Genomic DNA, 22,578 nt, shown 5'->3' with positions numbered 1-22,578 from the left:
AGGTCATGGAAGGAGCTTGCGATGCTGGAGATAAAACGTGCCACGCCGGATGACGCCGAGCGTGCCTTCGAGATTCGACGCGAGGCCATTCGCGGCCAATGCATTGGCGCCTACAGCGCTGAGCAAATGGCGCTCTGGACCCGAGGTCGCGCCAGCGATGGCTACAACGTGTTGATGGAAACACAGTTCTACATGGGCTGGCTGAATGACGAGCCTGTCGTCACCGGTATGCTCGATCTTGCCGACGGTGAAATAGGGGCCTTGTTTGTATTGCCCGCTTACATGGGGCAAGGCCTTGGCAAGGCAATGCTTGCTCATCTGGAAGGCGTGGCACGCCAGCAAGCGATTGAACAGGTTGTGCTGGATGCGACCTTGAACGCGGTAAGTTTTTATAGAGCGTGCGGGTATGTAGGCGATGAGCAAGCGGTGTATCGCTCTCCGTCCGGGTTGGTGCTGGCGTGTGTGCCGATGGTGAAGCGGTTGCGGGTTATGAGTCCCGCTTGAATGCAGCGCGCAATTGCTCGATCACCTGCGCCACCCCTGGCCCTTGAACCTGCGGTGGGGTGAGGCTCTCGCCAAACTCTCGCCATACAAACAGGGTCAGTTCAGCGCCATCGGTCAGGGGTTCGAGGGGCGGCGTACCGAAAGCGTAAAGCGAGCGGTAGCGTTCGTCCTGCCAGAACGCTCGCTCCACCCAGTCATAGACAGGAATGAAGTGAAAGTGCAACGGGAAACCCGGCATATGTCCGTAGCGGCTGATATATAGCCACTTCGGCTGGAGCTGGGCTTGCATCACTCGTTGGATGTTGGCGAGCAAACCGCCCATTTCGGCCAGTGCGGCTTCTGGCATGTCAGCGAGGGAGTCAACCGGTACCTTGGCGCCAAGCATCAGGTAGCCCGGCAGCTTCGACGCCAGGTGGTGGTTGAGCTGCCAGTGCTCGGTCTGGTGAAGGATGAAGGCCGGGTCGATGTGCATACGCGCGCGTCCGTGTGGGCGGGAGCGCCAGGATAACAAAACTGCGGGCTTGCTCGCGAAGGCGGCCTGATAGCCGACCAGATGTCAGATCAGACCGCGTCCATATCCGTTATTCAGGCAACGGCCACCTAGGGTTCCGCAATGACGGCGGCTCACTTTGCAAAAGCGGCAAATCAAGCAAAACGCTCTTGCCCCACTACTCGGCACCTCGTTAGCGGGGCCCTATCGCCCTGCTTAGCCGCCGGCTACTGGATTGCGCCAGTCGTCCGAACCGGACGTCCCGGCGACTTCGTGAGTCCAGATGATCTTGCGATAGCTGAAGTGCACGTCCTCCAGATGGGTGAAGTGGGCGTTGTCGGGGTCCTGGCAGTTGGGCATGCGCGATTGGATGTCCACGATGGTCGCGCCTTCCAGTTCAATGGTGAAGTAGTGCTCCAGGGTCCCGGAGTAAGAGCTGCGCAGCCATTCCAGCCGGCAGGACACTTCTTCGCCGGTAGTCAGGGCGCTGAACAGCAAGGGTGAGGATTTATCGAAAACCTTGCTGATCATCAGCGGTTTGTGCACGCGCTGACCGGTTGGCTGGCCGGATTGCGGGTCGCGAGGGATGATCACCTGGTGAGCAAATGCCTGTACCAGTATCTGGTCCTCATGACCTTCCTGATAAATGCTGCCTACCGAGTCCTGAGTAAATGTGCCTGCCGTAATCAAACCTTGTTTGACACCGGTGATGGAGAGATACGCGGGTGTTGGCATGACGGGTTTCCTTGCCTGATTGAGTAGGTATTGCCGAACAGCAAAAGCGCTGAAGGGGCAGAGGCCTATAACAAGAAGCGTGCCTGAAAGTATGAAAGCCAATGAAATAAAGACGAAGGCGGCTCTGTGTTCGTTTGTTCAGAGCTTATTGTCGAACGGTAGGTGGATTTCAGCGCTATTAGTTTCACGCCTGCGCGCACTTAGTTGCTCATGCCCTTTAAGTTGTAAATGCGCGGTTGTCGGAGATAAAGCGTGGTTTTTTCCGATGAAGAGGTGCGCAAATAGTTGCGCATTCCTTTATTTGTTGGGTGTGTAGGACGTTTCTTAAGTTCCGTTCCGTTACTTGCTGATTGTTTTTGTCGTGGCTAAGGTTCACTCACTTCGATGAGTTTTGAATGGAAGTTCAAGGGCGTTTCGACAATGGCGTTAAGTCCTCCTATTTACCTCGGACGGATGTGTGCAACTCAAAATGGCTTATTCAGAAGAACTTTATGTTCATTACCGCAAGCTTGCACGGACAGCATGTTGCTCAAGCAGTTTTGTTGGTAGTGACGTGCGTTTTTCGAGCGAGTTTGAAGCGCTGGAGGCCGAGCTTGGCAAAGCCCAGTCTATCCATGTTGCGGGCCAGCCGGATTGGCAGAAGGTCAGCGAAATCAGCGAGCATTTGCTGCGTGATCACTCCAAGGATCTACGCGTCGCCGTCTGGTTGGTCTGGGCCCTGTATCAACGTGATTCATTTGCCGGATTGCTGGCCGGTCTCGGTTTGCTGCGTGACCTGTGTGAGCTCCATTGGGAGCAGGTTTACCCTGGCAAGCTACGAACCCGTGCTGCGGCGTTTGGCTGGCTGGTGTCGCGCCTTGAGCAAGCGTTTGCACTCAACCCGTCGCTCAGCGATCAACGGCCTTTATTCCAGGCCCTGTTGGAACACCTGGCATGTCTCGACCAGCTATGGGGCGAACAACTTGGAAGCGAGGCACCTTTGTTGCTGCCGATTCGCCGGCAATTGTCGGAGCGCTTGGCGCAGGGGGTATCCGAACCTGGCGGTGTCGCGAACGTCATTGCCCAGGTCAAGCAGACGACCCAGTTGCTGAGTCCCGGGCAACCGATCAACAACGAAAAAGACGCGCACAGACTGCTGCGCACTTTACAGGAGCAGGCCCGCCCGTTATGTGCCTGGTGGTTGCGCCAGGACGCAACCGACCTGCGTGCCTTGCGCCTGGGTCGAACCTTGGCGTGGTTGATGCTCGTCAATTATCCCGACGCCAACAGTGAGCGAGTAACGGCGTTGCGCCCGTTGGTCGCGGACAAGCGCAAGCGCTATCAAGAGCGTCTCAGCCAAGGCCATCACGCCGATCTGTTGCCTGAGCTTGAGGTAAGCCTGGCGGGTGCGTTGTTCTGGTTGGATGGTTTGCGCATGGTCTGGGAGTGCCTGGACGCCTTGCATGCAAACCTGGCCATGACTGAACTGGAGATGCATTTGGCTCTGCTGCTGCAGCGCCTGCCGCACCTGCCTGAATATCGGTTCAACGATGGCACCCCCTTTGCCGACCCTGCGACAGGTGAGTGGATCGCGCTGCATGTGATGCGTCACGTGCACAAGCCCGAGCCCTCCCATGTTGTCGCCGACAGTGACACGCAGCCCTGGGAGACCACATTGCAAGCGGTGATGCCTTGCCTGCGAAAGGACGGCCTCAAGGCAGCAGTGGCCGTACTCAAGCAAGGGCTGCAGGCGGCGTGCGGTGATCGAGCGCGCTTTCATTGGCGCCTGGCGCTGGCCAGGTTGTGCGTGGCGGCTGGCAAGCATGAGCTGGCCAGGCTTCAGCTGGAAGAACTGGACCTTCAATTACAGCGCACAGGCCTGGAAAGTTGGGAGCCGGCGCTGACCTTGCAAGTCGGCAAGCTTCTGTATCGCTGCTATGAGCTGTTGCCACAAACCCTGCCCATATGCGACTGCAAAGACGCACTGCATCGCAGGCTGTGCCATCTCGATCTTGAAGCAGTACTTGAATAGCGCCTCATCAAAAAGGAAAAGCACCATGGCCAAAGACGGTTCGGTAGCCCCCAAGGAACGTATCAATATTACTTTCAAACCCGCCGTCGGTGGGGCCCAGGAAGAAGTCGAGCTGCCGTTGAAGCTGCTGGTGCTGGGAGATTTTTCCCAGCGTGCGGACCCACGCAAACTCGAGGATCGCAAGCCCATCGGTATCGACAAGCACACCTTTGACGAGGTGTTGGCCAAGCAAGCCTTGAGCCTGACGCTGAGCGTACCCAATCGCCTGCAGGATACCGCTGATGTGGAGGAGTTGCCGATCCAGGTGCAGATCAACGCCATGAGGGACTTCAACCCCGCAAACCTGGTCGAGCAGATCCCGGCGTTGCAAAAGCTGATGGCAATGCGTGAAGCCCTGGTGGCGCTCAAGGGGCCGCTGGGTAACACGCCGAACTTTCGCAAGGCTATCGAGCAGGCATTGGCCAATGACGAATCCCGCGCTCGAGTCCTGGCCGAACTGGGGCTGGACAGCCCTCAAGCATTGCCGTTTCAGTAAAGGGACACTGACACCATGAACACGATTGAACACAGTTCGAAAATCGTACAAACCACCGAAACCTGCAGCATCCTCGATAACATCATTGCCCAGACCTTGCTCAGTGCCGACGACGAGGCTTATGGCATCGCCAAGCGCGGTGTGTCGGCGTTCATTGCAGAGCTGGTGAAGCCACATAACTGTGATGAGCCGGTAAAGAAATACCTGGTCGACCGCATGATTGCCGAGATAGATACCAAGCTCAGCCAGCAAATGGATGAAATCCTGCACCATCCGGACTTCCAGGCACTGGAGGCTTCCTGGCGAGGCTTGCAGTTGCTGGTCGAGCGCACCAATTTTCGCGAAAACATCAAGATCGAGCTCTTGAATGTCTCGCGCCAGGACCTCCTGGACGACTTCGAAGACTCATCGGAGATCACCCAGTCCGGGCTTTACAAACATGTCTACAGCGCTGAATACGGCCAGTTCGGCGGACAGCCGGTGGGCGCAATCATTGCCAACTACTTTCTCTCGCCCAACGCACCCGACGTGAAGCTGATGCAGTACGCATCCAGCGTCGCCAGCATGGCCCATGCGCCTTTTATCGCCGCTGCCGGGCCCGGTTTCTTCGGTTTGGAAAGTTTCACAGGGCTGCCGGACCTGAAGGATCTGCGAGATCATTTCGAAGGTCCGCAATTTGCCAAGTGGCAAAGTTTCCGGCAGAGCGAAGACGCCCGTTATATCGGCCTTACCGTGCCGCGCTTTCTGTTGCGTACCCCGTATGACCCCCTTGAGTACCCAGTCAAGACCTTTGCCTACCAGGAGAATGTGGTTAATAGCCACGAGCATTACTTGTGGGGCAATACCGCGTATGCCTTTGCCACCCGCCTGACCGACAGCTTTGCGCGATTTCGCTGGTGTCCGAACATTATCGGCCCGCAAAGCGGCGGAGCGGTCGAGGACCTCCCGCTGCATCACTTCCAGAGCATGGGCGAGATCGAAACCAAGATTCCTACCGAGGTGCTGGTATCGGACCGACGCGAATACGAGTTGGCACAAGAAGGTTTCATCGCCTTGACCATGCGCAAAGGCAGCGATAACGCGGCGTTCTTTTCCGCCAGCTCCGTGCAGAAGCCCAAATCCTTTGGTATCAGTGAGGAGGGCAGGGCCGCAGAGCTGAATTACCGGCTGGGCACCCAATTGCCTTACATGATGGTAGTCAACCGCTTGGCGCACTACCTCAAAGTGCTGCAGCGCGAGCAGTTGGGCGCATGGAAAGAGCGCACAGACCTGGAGCTGGAACTCAACAAGTGGATTCGCCAGTACGTGGCGGACCAGGAAAACCCTAGTGCCGAAGTACGTGGGCGGCGCCCGTTGCGAGCTGCACGCATTGTCGTCAGTGATGTCGATGGCGAACCTGGCTGGTATCGGGTCAACCTGACTGTGCGCCCGCATTTCAAGTACATGGGGGCAGATTTCACTTTGTCCCTGGTCGGTAAGCTGGATAAAGAATGAGCAGAGGCTACGGCACGCCAGAGCACAGCAGCCTTTTCGAACGCCTCGAATGCGGTGCGTCGCCCCCGGAGGGCGGGGCGGCGTCCATTGCTGCCCATCTGGGGAAAATGCTCAGCACTCGCGCGGGCAGTGTCAAGACACTGCCTGATTATGGGCTGCCTGACCTCAATGACATGCGGCTTAGCTTGCATGAGTCCTTGAGCCAGTCGCGTCTACATATCGAGCGCTTTATCCAGGCCTATGAACCGCGGTTGACGAATGCACGTGTCAGGCTGTTGCCGGGGGCGCGTGAATCCCTGGAGTTGGCGTTTGCCATCGAGGCTGAGCGGGCCATTGACGGCATCCTGCAGCCCGTGGTGTTCCACGCCCGCCTCACGGATGCCGGGCGGGTTGAGGTTTTTACCGATGACGCTTGACCGATATTTTCAAAGCGAACTCAGTGCCCTGCGCCAACTGGGTAGGCGTTTTTCAGAGCGTAATCCCGCCCTGGCGCCGTTTCTCGCCGAGGCTGGCCAGGACCCGGATGTCGAACGCTTGCTGGAGGGCTTTGCTTTTTTGACTGCGCGCCTGCGCCAGAAGCTGGATGACGAACTGCCGGAGTTGACGCATTCGTTGATGCACTTGCTCTGGCCTCATTACATGCGGCCGATACCGGCCTTCAGCATCCTGCAATTCGATCCGTTGAAACGCGCTGGCCCCGGTGTTCGAGTGGGTCGGGACACCGCCGTGGAAAGCGCCACCATCCACGGCGAGCGTTGCCGGTTCCGTACATGCTACGCCACCGATGTCATGCCCCTGCAGCTCAGTGGCCTGGAATACCGGAGCCAGGGCGAAGGGGCCCGTCTGGATTTGCACCTGAGCATGAGTGTCGCAGGTAACTTCAGCGAGTTGGCATTTGATTCACTGCGCTTGCACCTGGCCGGAGATCCCTATGTCAGTCAGGGCCTGTATCTGAACCTGTTGCGGCATCTCGATGGGATCTGCCTGCTGCTACTGGATCACGATGGTCTGCCGATCATCGCCAGCGATGGCCAGCCCGTGACGCTACGGCTCGCTGCTGGCCAGGTCCTGCCGGTGGGGTTTTCCAAGGAGCAGGCGTTGATTCCTTATCCGCAAAATACCCTGGAAGGTTATCGACACCTGCAGGAGTACTTTGCTTTTCCCGAGAAGTACCTGTTTGTCGACGTTGAAGGTCTGGGTGTGCTGCACACGCTGTCTCACGAGCTGCTCCGGCAGGCGCATGGCATGGTAATGCGCTTTGAACATCGCACTCACGGCCGTGAACCTCAGCGCCCCACCCTGGACAACATAAAGTTGTACTGCACGCCCATCGTCAACCTGTTCAAGCAGGATGCGATTCCTATTCGCCTGGATGGAAAGCAGGATGAGTACCTCTTGGTGCCCGGGGAATATACGCCGGGTAATGCCAGCGTCTTTTCCGTGGATCAGGTCACCGGGTGGCGCCCCGGTGGCTTGGGCTATCAAACCTACGTGCCGTTCGAGTCGTTTGAGCATGACTGCGACACTGAGCCCCTGGCGGCACCGCCCAGTTACAGCATTCGCCAACGCTCGTCGGTTCAACATGCCGGGCTCGATACCTGGATGGGGTTTGGCAACCGCCGCGAACGGGGCCATGAAACCCTCTCGGTCGAACTGACCTGTACTAATTGCAACCTGCCGCGCCAACTGCGTGCGGGTGATATCAATCTGCCGGGCGAGCAGACGCCGGAGTCGTTGACGTTCCGCAACATCACCGCGCCAACGGCGAGCTTCGCACCACCACTGGACCAAGACTATCTGTGGAAGCTCATCAGCAACATGTCGCTCAACTATTTGTCGTTGACCGATATCAATGCCTTGAGAGTGATTCTGGAGTCCTACGATTTGCCGCGTTATTACGATCGCCAGGCGCTGAAGGTCAGCCAGAAAAGAGTGGGCGCCTTGCGCTCCATCCGCCAAGAGCCAGTGGATCGCCTGCACCGGGGGCTGCCCATCCGAGGCGTGCGGATCGACCTGACGGTCGATTCCCAGGGCTTTGTTGGCCAGGGCGACCTGTTTGTATTCGCTTGCGTTCTAAATGAGTTTTTTGCGCTTTATGCCAGCCTCAATTCGTATCACGAGTTGCGGGTCATCAGCACACAAGGAGACGTGTATCTATGGCCATCCCAGATGGGACAGCAACCCCTGCTCTGACTCAGCTTTGTCGCGTTATCCGTGAGTACACGTTATTTCAGGCGGTTCTGCAGGTCACCGAGCATTTGCGCGAGGCCCATCCGCTTTTAGATGACGACGCGCTGTACGACCAGTTGGAATTCCAGGCCAACCCTGGTCTCGGGTTTGCCGCGCACGATATTGACCGGGTGGAGTTCTTTATGGATCAGGGCCAATTGCGCGCGCGCCTGCGTCTGAATGTGTTGGGGTTATTCGGTGCGGGGTCACCACTGCCCGCGTTTTATGGTGAGCAGGCATTCGCCGAGCGCTCGGGTGGCAACCCGACTCGGGATTTCCTCGACCTGTTCCACCATCGGCTGCATCGGCTGATGCTGCCGATCTGGCGCAAGTACCGCTATCGGGCGTGTTTCCGGGCAGGTGCCAACGATAGGTTTTCCGAGCAGATGTTTGCCTTGATGGGGCTAGGCGCAGCTGCGATACGGGGCGTTTGCCAAGTCGATTGCAAGCGCCTGCTGCCTTACCTTGGCTTGCTGAGTTTACGGGTGCATTCGGCGGCGTTGATCGAGTCGGTCCTGCGTTACTACTTCATGCATGAGGCGTTGTTTCTAGAGCAATGGGTTGCACGTACGGTCGAGGTCTGCCAGACGCAGCGCAATCATCTGGGGCGGGCCAATAGCGCTCTTGGCGATGACCTGATCCTGGGGCACCGCATCGCTGATCGAAGTGGCAAGTTCAGGGTGCATGTCCGGGCACTGTGCTGGGAGCGTTTCCACGATTTCCTGCCCACCGGAAGTGCCTACCAACCACTGCGTTCGCTGGTGCGCCTGACCCTGCGGGACCCCTTGGACTACGACCTGAGCCTGATGTTGGCGCAGGGCCAGATCAAGGCCTTGCATATTGGTGAGAACACGGTTTGCCGCCTGGGCTGGACCACTTGGCTGGCGCATGAACAGGCCGATGGCGTGGTCACGCTGACCCACAACTCATCAGGGATTAATGACCATGATTAATGCGGACCTGCAACAACTGATCGGCGCGCTGTCGGCAAGACCGACACAGTGCTGGCCCTGGCGTGTTTCGACGAGTGCAGCCCATGACCGATAACCTGCTTGGTAAAGAGGCCGACCCGCTGGTTTATGTCGACGCGCTGTCTGCCTGTTTCACACGCTTGGGGTTCGAGCGCGATGAACATTCGTTACTTGAAGGATGCGTTACCGGGGCGGCACGGCTGAGCCAGTGTGAGCTCAGCCAGTTGTATCTGCTGGACGAAGTGTCCGGCCGGCTTGAACTGACCGCTCAACATATGGCCCAGATACCATCGCTCTCCGTTGCGCCTGCGTGTCCCGATCAGTCCCACCAAGGGCTGCTGCACGACACCTTGAACCAGGGCTCTGTCCTGAGTCTGGAGGATGTGCAAGACAGTGGGTATGACACCCGCTTCCTGCCGGCAATGGCGATACCCTGGCGTGCGCTAATGATCGTGCCGCTGCTCAGCCGATGCAAACGTATGACCGGTGTGCTGGTCTTCGCCCGCCAACAGTCGGTCCAGTTGCGAGGCTACGCCTCATCCTTGGGGCATTTGGGCAGCTTCGCCTTGAATCAGTTACTCGCACTGCGCGATATCCAGCCCATCGTTGGCACAAAGCGCAGATGCGACAAACCGTTGGCTGGAACATATGGCTTGATTGGCACCAGTGCGGCAATGGAACAGGCGTGCCGGCTGATCAGTAAAGTACTGCACACGTCTTATACCGTGCTGCTGCACGGTGAGACCGGCACTGGCAAGGAAGTGGTGGCCCGTGCCATCCATGCTGCCGGGCCGCGCAAGGCCAAGGCCTTTGTCGTGCAGAACTGCGCAGCGTTCCCGGAAGGGTTGCTTGAAAGCGAACTGTTCGGCTACCGAAAAGGCGCGTTCACTGGCGCCGAGCGCAATCACGCGGGGCTGTTCGACGCTGCGCATGGCGGTACGTTGCTGTTGGATGAGATCGGCGATATGCCGCTGTCACTGCAAGCCAAGTTGCTGCGGGTACTGCAGGAGGGCGAGGTTCGCCCACTGGGTGCCAGTGCAGCCCATAAGGTTGATGTCCGCATCATTGCTGCCACCCATCGCGACCTCGCGGCGATGGTTGCCGAGGGGCGCTTTCGCGAGGATCTCTATTATCGGCTTGCTCAGTTTCCCATCACTCTACCGGCCCTGCGCGAGCGAGACGGCGATGTACAGCAACTGGCGCGCTATTTCACGGACAAGGTTTGCGAAGCGCTGAAAAGGTCACCTGTCGATTGGTCGAATACCGCCCTTGATCAACTTTCCAGCCACAGCTTCCCCGGCAACATACGCGAGCTCAAATGCCTGGTGGAGCGCGCCGTGCTGTTGTGTGACGACAGCGTGATCCGACCGGAGCATCTGGCGCTGCCAATGACACTGACGCCAGCCGCTACCGATGAAGCGACCCTGCGCCAGCGCATGGAACGAGTGGAGCGCACGTTTTTGCTCGATTGCCTGCACAAGAATCGCGGTAATCGCACCCGTACGGCACGGGAGCTAGGGGTTGCCCGGCGTACGCTGCTCTACCGTCTTGCCCGCTTGAACATTCCCTTTGGCGATGCCAGGGAAGAACGCTGAATGACGCACCTTATTTTCACTATGGGAGAAAGCCGATGCCTGATCGTCCATGGCACATCGTCGTGCTTGTACTGTTTTTGCTGGGTGGCTGTAACGCCAACTATGTATTCGATGACGCTGAGTACCATCCTGTGGGTGACCCACAGGCGATCACTCGTGGCCGCTGAATGGAGGGTCATGAAGATGCAGCTTGTGTTTGAGATCTGCGCGCCCGAGAGCGAAAAGAACGTGCCCCTGGCCCGCAAAGTGTTTGACGTGAGCGGTGGCGTGATCGGCCGCGGCTCGGAATGTGATTGGGTAATACCTGACGCCAGCCGCGTGCTCTCCAGCCACCATGGACTGGTCGCATACCGCGAGGGCCGCTATTTCCTCACGGATATCAGCCGCAACGGAATCAGGGTGGCAGGGAGTCATGAGCGCCTGCGCAAGGGGCACGCGCGATTGATCAGTGATGGCGAAGTGTTCGAGTTGGGAGCGTTGACGATACGTGCGCGCTTGCTGGAGCCACCGCAACCTGCTGGCGGCCTGCAGGCCGCCTCGGCAGTAACGATCCCTGAAGACGCCTTCCTCTCGCTGGGCCCTTCGCATCAGTTGGACCTTGATTGCCGTATGCATGCCTTTTCGCAGGATCTGGAGGCATTGAACGAGTCCGCCGATGAGCAGCAAGTGTGGACGGATCGCTACGGGGCTGACCGGGAGCACGTGGTCTTCCCTCGTCGGGAAGAACCTGCGGTAGAGGTTGCTACGGTACAGGCAGCGATGACTGTGCCGACTGATGAAGAGTTCTGGCCACAATTTGCAGCAGCCTTGGGCCTGGACCTGAATACGCTCGATCAACCGGGTCGGCAAGCACTTGCGATCAAGGTGGCGTGCTTATTTCGCTTGACGATCGAAGGGTTGCAACAAAGTTTGCGCACCCGTGACGAATTGAATAACGAGTTGGATACAGCGCCGTTCGGCAGCCATGGTGTGGGCCTTAATCCCTTGAAAGCGTGTAGCGACATCGATGCTGCGGTAGCTGCGATGTTGGATATAAGTGCGTTAGGTCAGATGCCCGCTGTACGGGCTATTACCCAGGCTCACCGGGAACTGCAAGCGCATCAGATCGCACTGTTGGCCGCCTGTCGAAGCACCTTGCGCAACGCCCGTGCGGCCTTTGAGCCCAGCTATCTGTTGGGATGCTTCGAGTCCTCGGGCAAGTCGGTCGGGTTTTTCTCGGATGGTGGGCATTGGCGTGCATACCAGCGTCATTACCAGCGTCTGGTGGCGCAAGAGCGATTGAATGATCGTCCTTTGGGGGGCGACTTCGCCAAGGCCTATGAGGAGCAGGTGCGCCTGATCTCCAGCCTGCATATTGATTTTCCAGGATAATGCACATGTACCGAGTCACCCTTGCTTTGCTGTTGCTCATGTTCGGGCTATTGGCGGGTTGCAGCGCCGCCTCGCCTTTTTCTAAGCTGACCAAGCTAGACATGGCGCTGACCGCCAGTGAACTCGTCAACCCGGATCTGCATGGCCGCCCCTCGCCAGTTGTGGTGCAGTTGATTGAACTGCGCCAGGGCGTCGCTTTTGAACATGCCGACTTCTTCGGTCTGTATGGCAATGCGCAGCAGACGCTGTCCAAGGACTGGGTAAACAGCGACGAACTTGAATTGCGCCCTGGGGACCGCCTGGGGCTCAAGCTTCGTATCGGACCTGACAGTCGTTTCGTGGGGGTGCTGGCGGCTTATCGAGACCTGCCCAATGTCCAGTGGCGGCTACTGATCCCGCTGACCGTGCAACAACGTAACCGTGCTGATCTGGTATTGGATCAGACCGGTATACGCGTTGCTGGCTCACTCGCCGGCCTGGAGGCGCAGTGACATGCAGGCTCAGAAAGTTATCTGGCAAGAAGGCATGCTGTTGCGGCCACAGCACTTGCAGCACAACGACCGTTACTATCACCAACAACTCACCCAGACGCGCTTGTTGGGCAGTGATACCTGGGGCTTGCTCACGCTGGAACTCAATTTGCAGTACCTCAAGCTGGGCAAGTTGGTGGTCAACCAGGCCAGCGGCGTTTTGCCGGACGGTAGCCTGTTTGAGTTGAACGCCGGGATGGAACCTCTGGTGTTGCAGATACCAACCGACACGCGCAGACAAGGCGTTTTCCTGGCGCTCCCGTTGGCCAGTGGCAGTCACCTTGAAGTTCGCCAGCCAGGACAGAGTGATGTGCTGGCACGCTACGTCAGCTGCGAAGTGGAAGTGGGAGATGCCAATGCGGGTGTGGATACGCGTTGCCGGATCAACTGCGCACGTCCCGACTTACGTCTCCTGTTGGGCGGACAACCGCATGACGAGCACTTCGTCAAACTCAAGATTTCCCAGGTACTGGACGCCACCGACGAGGGAGGAGTGAACCTGGATACAGCGTTCATCCCTACGTTCATTTTCGTGCAGGAGCATGGGTACGTGGCGTCGTGTCTCAAGGAGGTGATCGGCCTGCTTGTCAGCAGGGGCGATGCCATCGCTGAACGTATTCGTGGCGAGAGCACGACCGCAGGCACACAAATCGCTGACTTCCTGATGCTGCAAGTAATCAATCGTACCGAGCTGGAGCTTCGCCACTGCCTGAGCCAGGCCCGGGTGCGGCCCGAAGCAGTGTTCCGTGCGCTGGTGTCGCTGCTCGGTGAGTTATCAACGTTCGCCAGTGACAGTAAGCGTGCGCAGTTGAACGTTCATTACCAACACGGTGATCAGGGCGCCAGTTTTCGTGGGCTGATGGAGCAGGTGCGCTTGGTGCTGTCTGTGGTGTTGGAGCAACAGGCGATCAAGTTGGCTTTGCAGCCGCGCCAATATGGCGTCCTGGTATGCCCGGTCAGCGAGTTGAAACTGCTTGGTACGGCCACCTTCATTTTGGCGGCCACTGCGCAGTGTGAGGCGCAGGAGCTGCGCCAGCGTCTGCCGGCACACCTGAAAGTCGCGCCGGTTGAGCGCATACGTGAATTGGTCAACCTGCACTTGGCCGGTATCAAGGTCAAGCCGTTGCCAGTGGCGCCGCGACAGATTCCATTTCATGCCGGCAAGACCTACTTCATGCTCGATATGAGCGCCCGTGATATCGCACAACTGGAGCAGTCAGGTGGTTTCGCTTTCCACGTAGGAGGTGAGTTCGCCGGGCTTGAACTTGACTTCTGGGCCATCAGGAATTGAATGCCATGGAAAGTGAATGCACTCAAGATGAAAAAACCGTCCTGCTCGACCGGGAAAGTCATGGGCCAGCCCAAGGACCCTTAACGGACTTCCCGTCGCCGCCGCGTTATGAGCAGCTGGAAGATCGCATGATCTACGCCGGCCTCAGGCTCGATACGCAAAGCTTCCAGGTTGGGCTCAACCCTATAGTCGACGCGGCCTGGGCGGTATTGTCCGAGGTCGTAGGGCTCAGGCGCTGCTCTGGCCGTGAAAGTTGGGACACGCTCAACGAGCGGTTGTCGTTGGCTGTCAATCAATTTGAAACCCACGCTTTGCAGGGCGGCGTGGAAAGCAGCCAGATAATATCGGCGCGTTATGTGTTGTGCAGTGTGATTGACGAGGCGGTCTTGATAACTCCGTGGGGGGCGCAGAGCGAGTGGTCGAAAAAGAGCCTGTTGAGCCGCTTTCATAACGAAACCTTCGGGGGCGAAAAAGTTTTCCAACTGCTGGAGCGGCTGTCGCGCGACCCCCTCAAGCACCTGGCGATGCTGGAGCTTTTGTACCTGTGCCTGTCTTTGGGGTTCGAGGGCAAATACCGGGTCATGGAGCGGGGCGCGTCACAACTTGAGGCTGTTCGTGATGCCTTGTATCGCCAGATCAGGCATGTACGTGGGGAACCTCTGAAGGCGCCGCTACTGCCTGTCATACAGGGGAAGGACCTGCACAAGCGGATCCGTGTCATTCCCGTCACCTGGTGTGTGGCATTCACCCTGAGCTGGTTGTTGGCTCTGTATACAGGATTTGCCTGGGTACTGAGCAAGGAGCGATCGAATGCACTGCAACCCCTTCAATTCTCGGCGTCGGACCTGATTCGTACGCCCTTGTAAACGCTGGAGCAATGAATGAGCGCATTCTTCAAAAGGATGGGCGCCGTGCTGGGCAGGGTTTGGGTTTGGAGCCTCCTGCTGGCGCTTTCCTGTGCGGCACTCGTGTGGTTTTTAGGGCCGCTGTTGGCAGTGGATGACTATCGTATCTGGCAGGGGACGACTGCTCGCCTGCTTACCATCAGCATCGTGTTTTTACTGTGGGGGCTGGTGATAGCGCTTACGGATACTGGTAGTGCTACCAGGCGCCAAAGGCCCCCGCGTCAGCAGCCGTTGAAGTGGGTTGAGGATGAGCGCCGTCAGGTAAGCGTTCGATTCAAAAACGCTGTGCATCTGCTGAAAACATCCAGCCATTATGGCGTGCATAACGCACGCTGGCGCGATGATCTGCCGTGGTACCTGTTGATCGGCGAGCAGGGCAGTGGCAAAACGCAGTTACTGGCTGCCGCCGGCTTGCCGTTGGCGCTCGACCCTGCCCAAAGTCGGCCAATGGGCAGTAGCGTTCATTGTGATTGGTACTTCGCCGCCGCAGGCGTACTCGTCGACACGCCGGGGCGCTACCTTACCCAGCCTGACAGTTCAGTGGATGCCGCAGGTTGGGCAACCCTGCTCAATCTGCTCAGATGGCGGCGCCGAGTGCGTCCGCTGAATGGTGTGGTGGTGACGCTGTCGGTCGACACGTTGTTGAGCATCAACGAGTACGACCTGGATCATCACGCACGCCGTGTGCACTCACGTTTGCAGGAGATCCAGCAGACGTTGCATGTGGATGTGCCGATCTACCTGGTTTTGACCCAGGCCGATCGGTTGTCGGGATTCGCTGAGTTCTTCGACCTGCCCTACGCAGAGAGTGCTGACAGCTTGCTTGGGCAGCACTTGGACGCCCATGTCGAGGATACTGACACTACGCAGGTTCGCCGGGCGGTCGAGGGATTGTTAGAGCGCTTGAATAGTGAGCTGATCGGGCGATTGCACCAGGAGCGCAATGTCGAGCGCCGGGGGCAGATGCTGGGATTCCCCCAGCAGGTGGCCCGAATAGGTGAACGCGTGAATCTGTTCGCTGAAATGGCGTTTTCCTCTCATCGCTACCAACCCATCAATGGTCTGCGAGGGATTTTCCTGACCTGCGCCGATGGCCGGCATCCGCGATTTGTGCAGGGCCTGTTCAGCCAGGCAATCTTTGCCGAAGCCGACCTCGCGGGCTTGCAGGCCGAGGAACGACAGCGAATCCGTTGGCGCCAGGGGTTGCAAGCGATGGCCGTAGCCTTGGTTATTGGCGGTGTCGGCGGGCTGTGGTGGCACAGTTATGCCGTCAACCATCAACGACTGGCGCAGTTGGCGGCACTGGTAGCACTCCCGCCGCTTGGCTCGCAAGCCAGCGATGACAGCACGGCGCTGTTGGCGCTGTTGGATACGCGGCTGGCGGCGACCCGGGTTTTTCCCAGGTCGGCAGATGTGCGCCTGGTCGAGCACGTTGGGCTGTATCAGGGCGAGCTGAGTCGGCCCAGTGTCGAACACGCCTATGAGCAGGCACTGCACCAGCAATTGCTGCGTTGGATAACCGCCCAACTGGACGAGCAGGTATATGCCAGCCTGGGAGATCGGGACCGGCTATTGGACAATCTGCGCGCGTATTTGATGCTCAACGTGCGCGAGCGCCGTGAGGCTGCTTGGCTGGCACAACATATGGCGAGCCTCTGGTCGGAGCGTTTTGCCGGGGACATGTCGACACAAAAGCGCCTGAATGATCACTTTGCGCGGCTGCTTGAGCGTCCGTTTGTCGGGCCGCTCAACGAGGAACGGGTGGCTCAGGCTCGCGAAGCACTGAGGGGCGAGTCATTGGCCGACGTGGTGTATCGGGTACTGCGCGAACAAGCCCGCGACCTGGAACCCTTGCGCCTGGCCGAGGGCAATGTATTCGCTGGTATCGCCCCCTCCGTACCGGGTTTCTATACCAAAAGGTATCTGCAGTACTTTGAGGCGCAGGGTCCACGGTTGGTTGACACCATTGCCCGGGATAACTGGGTGCTCGGTGAGGGTACCGATCTGGGCCATCAAGATTTGAGTCGGCTGATGGCGCAATTGCAGCAGCGCTATTTCAGTGAATATGCCGATGCCTGGAGCGATGTTCTCGGCCGTATCACGCTGCAAGAGACCGACAGCCTACGCCAGGACGCCGAGCAGCTCATGAGCCTGACTTCGGCCCAGTCCCCTTTGATTCGGTTGTTGCAACAGCTGCGTGAAAACACGCGTTTGCTGCCAGGTCATGAGCTGCTCGATAAAGCAGTGCAACATCCTGCAGACGTGGCCAAGGCGGCGCTGGTGGCTGGGCCAGTGGCGTTTGCTGATGCTGCGCGGCGGGCGCTGCAACAAAAATTCGAGCCTTTGCATCAATTGCTGGATGAGCAGAACAACCCCGGAGCAGAGTTGACCCAGGCTTTGCGTCAGTTGGATGAACTGCACTTGCAACTGACGGCATTGAACCGTGACAGCGCACCCGAGCAGGCAGCCTTCCTGCGTGCCCGGCAGCGTATGGAGGGGCAGCAGGATGTGCTGGGTAGTCTGCGTGATGCCGCTGCGCGTCTGCCGCTACCCGTTGCCGGCTGGCTTGAGGGCCTGGCCGACGAGAGTTGGCGGCATTTGCTGGAGCAGGCCTATGTGCACGTCAACCAACGCTATCAGAGCGATGTACGTAGCCCTTACGCCAAGGCAATTGGACGACGTTACCCGTTCCATGCCAACGCGAGCAACGACGTAGCCCTTCATGATTTTCAGGAGTTCTTCAAGCCACGAGGGGTGATGGCGCGCTTTTATGAGAACTACCTGCGGCCTTTTATCAGTGTCGACGGCACTCGCTACCGATTGCGTGGGCTGGATGGCCAGAGCTTGCCGGTTTCGCGTTCGCTGTTGGAGCAATTGACAAAAACCCAGGCCATACGCCGCGGTTTTTTTACCGAGGACACGGAGGAGTTATCTGTGCGGTTTACCGTGGCGCCCTACAGCCTGGACCCATCGATCAGTCGTGCGATTCTGCGCGTGGGTGACCAGCAATTGGAGTATCGCCACGGTCCCATCGTACCCGTGGCGTTCCGTTGGCCCACCGATGCAGAGAATGGGCGCAGCAGTCTCGTCCTGGAGAAAGGCACTGAGCAGCGACCCTCGGGAATCGAGAAGAACACAGGGGCTTGGTCACTGTTCCGGTTTCTGGATCAGCTGCAGAGAGAGCCCGCCAGTGGGCAAAATGCTCAGGTTTTCAAGGCAGACCTCGCCGGCCTGCGCGTCAATTACCTGCTGACCAGCCAACGCACGCCTGTCCCGTTTGATGTGGATACATGGCGCACCTTTCGCTTGCCGGAGCAACTGTGAGGATGGCAGCCCCCTGGCGCAGCGCTGGTCGTACGCAGCAGGGGCAGGCGCGGCTGCGCAACGAGGATGCATTCCTGGACGACCCGCGCCGCAGCTGCTGGGCGGTTGCGGACGGCATGGGCGGGTATCGCAACGGGGATGTCGCCAGCCAATGGGTGGTCAGGCAGTTGGCAGCCGTGTCGGCTCAGGGCAACCTTGATCAGCGTATCCAGGCCGTTCGCAGCTGTTTGCAAGGCGTCAACCAAGGGTTGAGGCGTGCATGGACAGAACCTGGCGCACCTGGTGACGCGACGATGGGCAGTACCGTAGTTGCACTGCTGCTGGAGAAAGGCCGGGCGGCTTGTCTCTGGGCGGGGGACAGTCGCTGCTATCTATGGCGCGGGCAGAGTCTCTACCAATTGTCGAAGGACCATTCGTTGCTGCAGCGGCTCATGGACGAACGTCACCTCAGCGTCGCGCAAGCCCAGGCCTACCCCGATGCCAGGGCCTTGACCCGAGCCGTGGGCGCGGGTTCGCGGTTGCACCTTGAGGCATTGGAACTCAGTACCCGCCCAGGGGATGTATTTTTATTATGCAGTGATGGTTTGTATCAGGCCCTCAGCCATGTGGACCTGGGACGGGCGTTGAGTATGCAAACGCCCCAGCAGGCGGTGGATCGGCTATTTGCAGGGGCGTTGCGCAGGCCGGTACACGATGACCTGACTGCGGTTGTCGTGCAGCCTTGAGCGCGTCCCCACAAGCCTTGCGTCTGCTGGTTGGGCGTTATCACCTTGAGCATGTCTTGGGCAGAGGGGGTATGGGCGTGGTGTACCGTGCGCGCGACCTGCTGCACGAGCAATTAGGCGAGCGCTGTTCGAACGTGGCGCTCAAGCTGGTGGACGAATCCATTTCCCAATGTCCCGATGCGCATGTGTTGTTGTACAACGAGTTTGCGTTGACCCGCAGCCTTCGGCACGACCGCGTGGTACGGACGTTCTCGTTCGAAGTCGACACACACAGCCAGGTCGCGTTCTTCACCATGGAGTTGTTGCAGGGGCTGACCCTGGACCGTCTGCTGCTGGAATGCCCTTATGGGTTGCCCTGGCGCGAACTGCAACCCATCGCCTTGCAGTTGCTGGATGCCTTGGTCTACACCCACCAGCAAAACGTGCTGCACGGTGACGTCAAACCAGCCAATGTCATGGTGGGCGAGGAGGGCGTGCGCTTGTTCGACTTTGGGCTGGGCCATGCCGCCGGGCAGGCTGGGGTGGGTTTGCCGAGTGTCAGCCGCAGTCGTTTCAATGCCTGGACACCTGCCTACGCAGCCCCGGAACTGTTGGCCGGCGGGGCGTTGACCGCGGCCGCCGACTTGTACGGCGTGGCCTGCATCCTATACGAACTGGCCCATGGCAAGCGCGTTGGCGAACGCTGCGCAATGGACCGGCTGTCCCGGCCTGCGCAGTTGCCCAGGCATTGCTGGGCGGCATTACAGGCTGCGCTGGCGGTGGACCCGCAGCACCGAAGCATAACGGTCGCCGAGTTGCGCCAAGTCATGGGGCGCAATCGGCCACGCTGGCGCTTGTAGGGTAGAGGTCAAACGGCCAAGCCGTGCAACTGACAGTACTCCAGCCAGTCCATGCCCGCCATCTGTGCGACTTCTTTATGCACTTCACGGCGCTGGGCCTCGAAGGCTTCGGTGGAATCGGCCGTCAGCTTGAGGGTCAATTCCCAGGCGAACAGCTGTTGCTGTTCAGCGTGTGCCTCGAAGGCCTCATGCAGGCGTTCGGCGCGATACTGCGCCAGGGTTTCGCCCCTGGCCTGGGCTACCAGCGGGTTAAGACTGTCCAACTCGGCAGCGACCTGCGGTTGTTCGCGCAGGAACCTGTCCAGTGCAAGCTGATAAGTATCGTTAGGTGCCGACACAGGTAGACACCTTAACGCGAAGGATGAGAGCTGCCATCGGACGTGCGTGCGTTGAGGTGATGGCGGGCACGCTTGCGCGACCTGCGTCGCATCCAGTTCTGCAACGGCGCCAGCAAGAAAAACATCAGGTAGGCGATCAGCACCAGCGTCAGGTCTACCCAGGTTTCAGCCACAGGCCCGGTAAACAATTCAATGACGTTCTTGATCACAAACAGCAACACCACGCTGCACAACCACAGCACAATGGTGACGAATAGAGGACGCATGTTACTTGAGCGCTTGTCTTGCATAGTGAGGTTCTCTCCTTTGGCCTGTTGTCGTTCCAGGCAAGATTCCCTGAGTGCGTACCCATTATCAGACAGGTTGTAACATCGTTTAACACGCACAAACCGTGCGGATGATACCGACTCAGACAGCCTTAGGGGATGATTCAAGTCAGAAAGTTCGTTAAATCTGTAGGGAATTATCCTGGCAGCCCGGCATTCACTGGTAAAAAGCCGGGCTGGGACGGGGATAAAGGCTTTCGCTTCGGCTATCAGGGCGTGTAGCGTTAGCGGTGTTTCCGGCCGCTGATCTTCAGCGGCAGTCGGTGACAGGCAGAGGACGGCCCATGGCGCACACCCTGTTCAAACTTTTCCTGACCCAGCGCCTGGCGGTCCTGGCCAGCACGGAGTCGTTGCGTGCGATTCGTGAGGGGCTGCTGTGGATTCTGCCGTGCCTGTTGGTGTCCGCCGGCTTCCTGATTCTGTCCGAATGCGCCCTGGCGCTGGGGTTCGATCCCCAAGTGGTGAGTTTCCTGGCGGGGTTGCATAAACAGATCAGTTCGGTGATCCCACTGCTGGTCGCGGCCTCCATCGGTTATATGTTGGCGATTCAGCACCGTCTGCCACAGCTGCCGGTTGCCTTCCTGTGCCTGGCCCATGTGGTGGTCGCCACCTTCGTGCTGCGTGATTACCCGCGTGCTTCGGCCACGTTCCTGCTGTTTATTGCCATTGCTTCGCCCTTGATCAATGTACCTGCCATTGCCTGGCTGCACCGCTTTCGCTGGACACGCCTGGTTAACCAAGACCTGGTCGGCCATAACCTCAAGGGCACCATCAACATGGTGATACCCGGCGCACTCACGGCCTTGTCGTTGGTGACCGTGTTGTCGTTGCTGCTGTTGATCCCCCATGTGGCGCAAATCCAGGGGCCGCAGGTGCTTGATGCGTTGCAGACGCCTTACGGCAGCGGGTTGTTTGTGACACTGATGAATTCGCTGCTGTGGTTCTTCGGCATTCACGGCGTGTATGCCATGCAGCCGTTATTCGATGCCCTGGACCAGGCCGTGGCGCTCAATGGCGCAGCGTTGGCGGCGGGGGAGCCGGTGCTGTACTTGCTCAATAACGGCTTGCTGGGCAGTTTTGCGTTTATCGGTGGTTCGGGGGCAACCTTATGCCTGCTGCTGGCGATCCTGCTGTTTTCCAAAAGCCAGTCCATGCGCTTGCTGGCGGTGGCGAGTTTGCCGTTGTCGTTATTCAATGTGAGCGAGGTGCTGTTGTTCGGTTTGCCGATCATCCTCAACCCGCGCCTGTTTATACCGTTTCTACTGGTACCGGCGTTCAACGCGATGGTGGCGTTGATGGTGGTGCAACTGGGCTGGGTGTCGCCGGCGGTGGCCAGCGTGCCGTTTACCGCCCCGGTGCTGCTCAATGCATACCTCAGCACCCACGGCGACGTGGCGGCGGTGGTGTTGCAGATCGTTCTGCTGGGGGCCGGCACGCTGGTGTATGCGCCCTACGTGAGAGCGATTCATCGTCAGTCCAGCGATGGCGGCACGGTGTATCTCAAATCTTTGGACATGACGTTTCGCGGCCTTGAGGAAAAAGGCCGTCTGTTAGAGTTTGACCCGGTGCTGGCCACCCACCAGACATTGGCCCGCCAGGCGGCTGAGTTGAACCGCATCCAGCAGATCAGCGATTACGAGTTCTATCTTGAGTTTCAACCCCAGGTCTCCACCCGCACCGGTTTATGCACCGGGTGCGAGGCGCTGATGCGCGCCCGGGACAGCCAGGGCACGGTGCATTCGCCGTGGGAGTTCCTGCAATGGCTGGCGCACGCCAGGCTGATGCCGGACGTGGATGTGTGGGTGGCATCCCAGGCCGTGCGCCAGTATCAGAAATGGCAGAAGGTGGGTTTTGAACTGCCGATGACCATCAATATTTCCAGCACCACACTAAAGGATGCCGCCTATGGCGACCGCCTGGTGGAAATTCTTGGCCAGGCCCGTGGGCAAGTTTCAGTGGAAATTACCGAAGACGCGCTGGTCAGCGACATCCCGGCCACCCGCCAGACCATCCAGAAGTTGCAAGCCATGGGGGCCAAGGTCTATCTGGATGATTTTGGCACTGGGTTTTCTGCGTTGAGCTATCTGCACCAGTTTCCTGTGGATTTCATCAAGATCGACCGCAGTTTTGTGGTTGCCCAGCACGACCCTAAAGGCGCCCAGGTGCTCACCGGTATGTTGCGCTTCTGCGAGGCCCTGGACCTGGGCGTGGTAGTGGAAGGGGTCGAGACGGCTGAGCAATTGGCGTTCTTGAGTAACGGGCCTGAATTGTTTATCCAGGGCTGGTATTTCAGCAGGGCACTGCCTGGGGATCAGTTGCCGCGCTTTGTGCTTGAGCGCAGGGCGTTGGTCTGATGACCGACCCT

General features: G+C 58.8%; 21 protein-coding genes. 17 read left to right on the top strand and 4 right to left on the bottom strand.

All coding sequences use genetic code 11. From position 1 onward, the window contains the following. Positions 1-21 precede the first annotated feature (21 nt). Positions 22-504 (top strand): GNAT family N-acetyltransferase, encoded by a 483-nt coding sequence (locus CLM72_RS15745; protein WP_105227084.1) that lies wholly within the window; start codon positions 22-24, stop codon positions 502-504. Here the strand turns inward: CLM72_RS15745 and CLM72_RS15740 are convergent. Both CLM72_RS15740 and CLM72_RS15735 read right to left on the bottom strand, forming a co-directional pair. Then, positions 488-976 (bottom strand): HIT family protein, encoded by a 489-nt coding sequence (locus CLM72_RS15740; RefSeq protein WP_060764841.1) that lies wholly within the window; start codon positions 974-976, stop codon positions 488-490. The two genes, CLM72_RS15745 and CLM72_RS15740, sit on opposite strands and share 17 nt — an antisense overlap. Before the next feature lie 234 nt (positions 977-1,210). Then, positions 1,211-1,729 carry an Hcp family type VI secretion system effector gene (locus tag CLM72_RS15735; RefSeq protein WP_105227083.1) on the bottom strand — a complete coding sequence of 173 codons (519 nt, stop codon included), beginning with the start codon at positions 1,727-1,729 and terminating at the stop codon, positions 1,211-1,213. Positions 1,730-2,198: 469 nt separating this feature from the next. Here CLM72_RS15735 and tssA point away from each other — a divergent pair, with 469 nt between their 5' ends. The 15 genes from tssA to CLM72_RS15660 all read left to right on the top strand — a co-directional run bounded on the left by tssA (position 2,199) and on the right by CLM72_RS15660 (position 19,549). After that, positions 2,199-3,740: a type VI secretion system protein TssA gene (gene tssA, locus CLM72_RS15730; RefSeq protein WP_105227082.1), complete on the top strand. Its 1,542-nt coding sequence runs from the start codon at positions 2,199-2,201 to the stop codon at positions 3,738-3,740. Positions 3,741-3,765: 25 nt separating this feature from the next. Then, positions 3,766-4,275: a type VI secretion system contractile sheath small subunit gene (tssB, locus tag CLM72_RS15725; RefSeq protein WP_105227081.1), complete on the top strand. Its 510-nt coding sequence runs from the start codon at positions 3,766-3,768 to the stop codon at positions 4,273-4,275. Between the two features lie 15 nt (positions 4,276-4,290). Continuing rightward, the gene (gene tssC / locus CLM72_RS15720) at positions 4,291-5,769 is read left to right on the top strand and encodes a type VI secretion system contractile sheath large subunit (RefSeq protein ID WP_105227080.1); all 1,479 of its coding nucleotides are present in this window, start codon (positions 4,291-4,293) and stop codon (positions 5,767-5,769) included. Next, positions 5,766-6,185 carry a type VI secretion system baseplate subunit TssE gene (gene tssE, locus CLM72_RS15715; RefSeq protein ID WP_105227079.1) on the top strand — a complete coding sequence of 140 codons (420 nt, stop codon included), beginning with the start codon at positions 5,766-5,768 and terminating at the stop codon, positions 6,183-6,185. The genes tssC and tssE overlap by 4 nt, the downstream gene beginning before the upstream one ends. Next, on the top strand, positions 6,175-7,962 hold the full coding sequence (gene tssF / locus CLM72_RS15710; protein WP_105227078.1) for a type VI secretion system baseplate subunit TssF: 1,788 nt from the start codon (positions 6,175-6,177) through the stop codon (positions 7,960-7,962). Before tssE ends, tssF begins: the two co-directional genes overlap by 11 nt. Beyond that, complete coding sequence (gene tssG / locus CLM72_RS15705; protein ID WP_105227077.1) at positions 7,926-8,951, top strand: type VI secretion system baseplate subunit TssG; 1,026 nt, start codon at positions 7,926-7,928, stop codon at positions 8,949-8,951. Before tssF ends, tssG begins: the two co-directional genes overlap by 37 nt. Positions 8,952-9,034: 83 nt before the next feature. Further along, positions 9,035-10,564, top strand: coding sequence for a sigma 54-interacting transcriptional regulator (locus tag CLM72_RS15700; RefSeq protein ID WP_105227076.1), 1,530 nt, complete (start codon positions 9,035-9,037; stop codon positions 10,562-10,564). Between the two features lie 35 nt (positions 10,565-10,599). Beyond that, positions 10,600-10,731 (top strand): hypothetical protein, encoded by a 132-nt coding sequence (locus CLM72_RS29310; protein ID WP_034126102.1) that lies wholly within the window; start codon positions 10,600-10,602, stop codon positions 10,729-10,731. 10 nt (positions 10,732-10,741) lie between these two features. Continuing rightward, entirely contained in the window at positions 10,742-11,935 is a 1,194-nt protein-coding gene (gene tagH / locus CLM72_RS15690) for a type VI secretion system-associated FHA domain protein TagH (protein ID WP_105227075.1), read from the top strand. Positions 11,936-11,940: 5 nt separating this feature from the next. Beyond that, positions 11,941-12,426 (top strand): type VI secretion system lipoprotein TssJ, encoded by a 486-nt coding sequence (gene tssJ, locus CLM72_RS15685; protein ID WP_105227074.1) that lies wholly within the window; start codon positions 11,941-11,943, stop codon positions 12,424-12,426. A 1-nt stretch (position 12,427) separates the two neighbouring features. Beyond that, entirely contained in the window at positions 12,428-13,756 is a 1,329-nt protein-coding gene (tssK, locus tag CLM72_RS15680; RefSeq protein ID WP_105227073.1) for a type VI secretion system baseplate subunit TssK, read from the top strand. A 5-nt stretch (positions 13,757-13,761) separates the two neighbouring features. Then, the gene (gene icmH / locus CLM72_RS15675) at positions 13,762-14,622 is read left to right on the top strand and encodes a type IVB secretion system protein IcmH/DotU (protein ID WP_105227072.1); all 861 of its coding nucleotides are present in this window, start codon (positions 13,762-13,764) and stop codon (positions 14,620-14,622) included. 15 nt (positions 14,623-14,637) lie between these two features. After that, positions 14,638-17,985 carry a type VI secretion system membrane subunit TssM gene (tssM, locus tag CLM72_RS15670; RefSeq protein WP_105227071.1) on the top strand — a complete coding sequence of 1,116 codons (3,348 nt, stop codon included), beginning with the start codon at positions 14,638-14,640 and terminating at the stop codon, positions 17,983-17,985. 2 nt (positions 17,986-17,987) lie between these two features. Continuing rightward, positions 17,988-18,710 (top strand): PP2C family serine/threonine-protein phosphatase, encoded by a 723-nt coding sequence (locus CLM72_RS15665; RefSeq protein ID WP_105227070.1) that lies wholly within the window; start codon positions 17,988-17,990, stop codon positions 18,708-18,710. Continuing rightward, positions 18,707-19,549: a serine/threonine-protein kinase gene (locus CLM72_RS15660; RefSeq protein ID WP_105227069.1), complete on the top strand. Its 843-nt coding sequence runs from the start codon at positions 18,707-18,709 to the stop codon at positions 19,547-19,549. The genes CLM72_RS15665 and CLM72_RS15660 overlap by 4 nt, the downstream gene beginning before the upstream one ends. A gap of 8 nt (positions 19,550-19,557) precedes the next feature. Here CLM72_RS15660 and CLM72_RS15655 read toward each other — a convergent pair whose 3' ends face one another. Then, positions 19,558-19,887 carry a DUF6388 family protein gene (locus tag CLM72_RS15655; RefSeq protein WP_105227068.1) on the bottom strand — a complete coding sequence of 110 codons (330 nt, stop codon included), beginning with the start codon at positions 19,885-19,887 and terminating at the stop codon, positions 19,558-19,560. A gap of 11 nt (positions 19,888-19,898) precedes the next feature. Next, the gene (locus CLM72_RS15650) at positions 19,899-20,153 is read right to left on the bottom strand and encodes a hypothetical protein (protein ID WP_232914494.1); all 255 of its coding nucleotides are present in this window, start codon (positions 20,151-20,153) and stop codon (positions 19,899-19,901) included. 344 nt (positions 20,154-20,497) lie between these two features. Between CLM72_RS15650 and CLM72_RS15645 the strand changes: the two genes are divergently transcribed. Further along, complete coding sequence (locus tag CLM72_RS15645; protein WP_057974849.1) at positions 20,498-22,567, top strand: EAL domain-containing protein; 2,070 nt, start codon at positions 20,498-20,500, stop codon at positions 22,565-22,567. The last annotated feature ends 11 nt before the right edge of the window (positions 22,568-22,578 follow it).

Origin of the sequence: Pseudomonas sp. MYb193 (genome assembly GCF_002966775.1) — a bacterium.
Classification (GTDB): Bacteria; Pseudomonadota; Gammaproteobacteria; order Pseudomonadales; family Pseudomonadaceae; genus Aquipseudomonas; species Aquipseudomonas paracarnis.
Note: the sequence above shows the minus strand (reverse complement) of the source record. Positions and strands in the feature narration are given on the sequence as shown.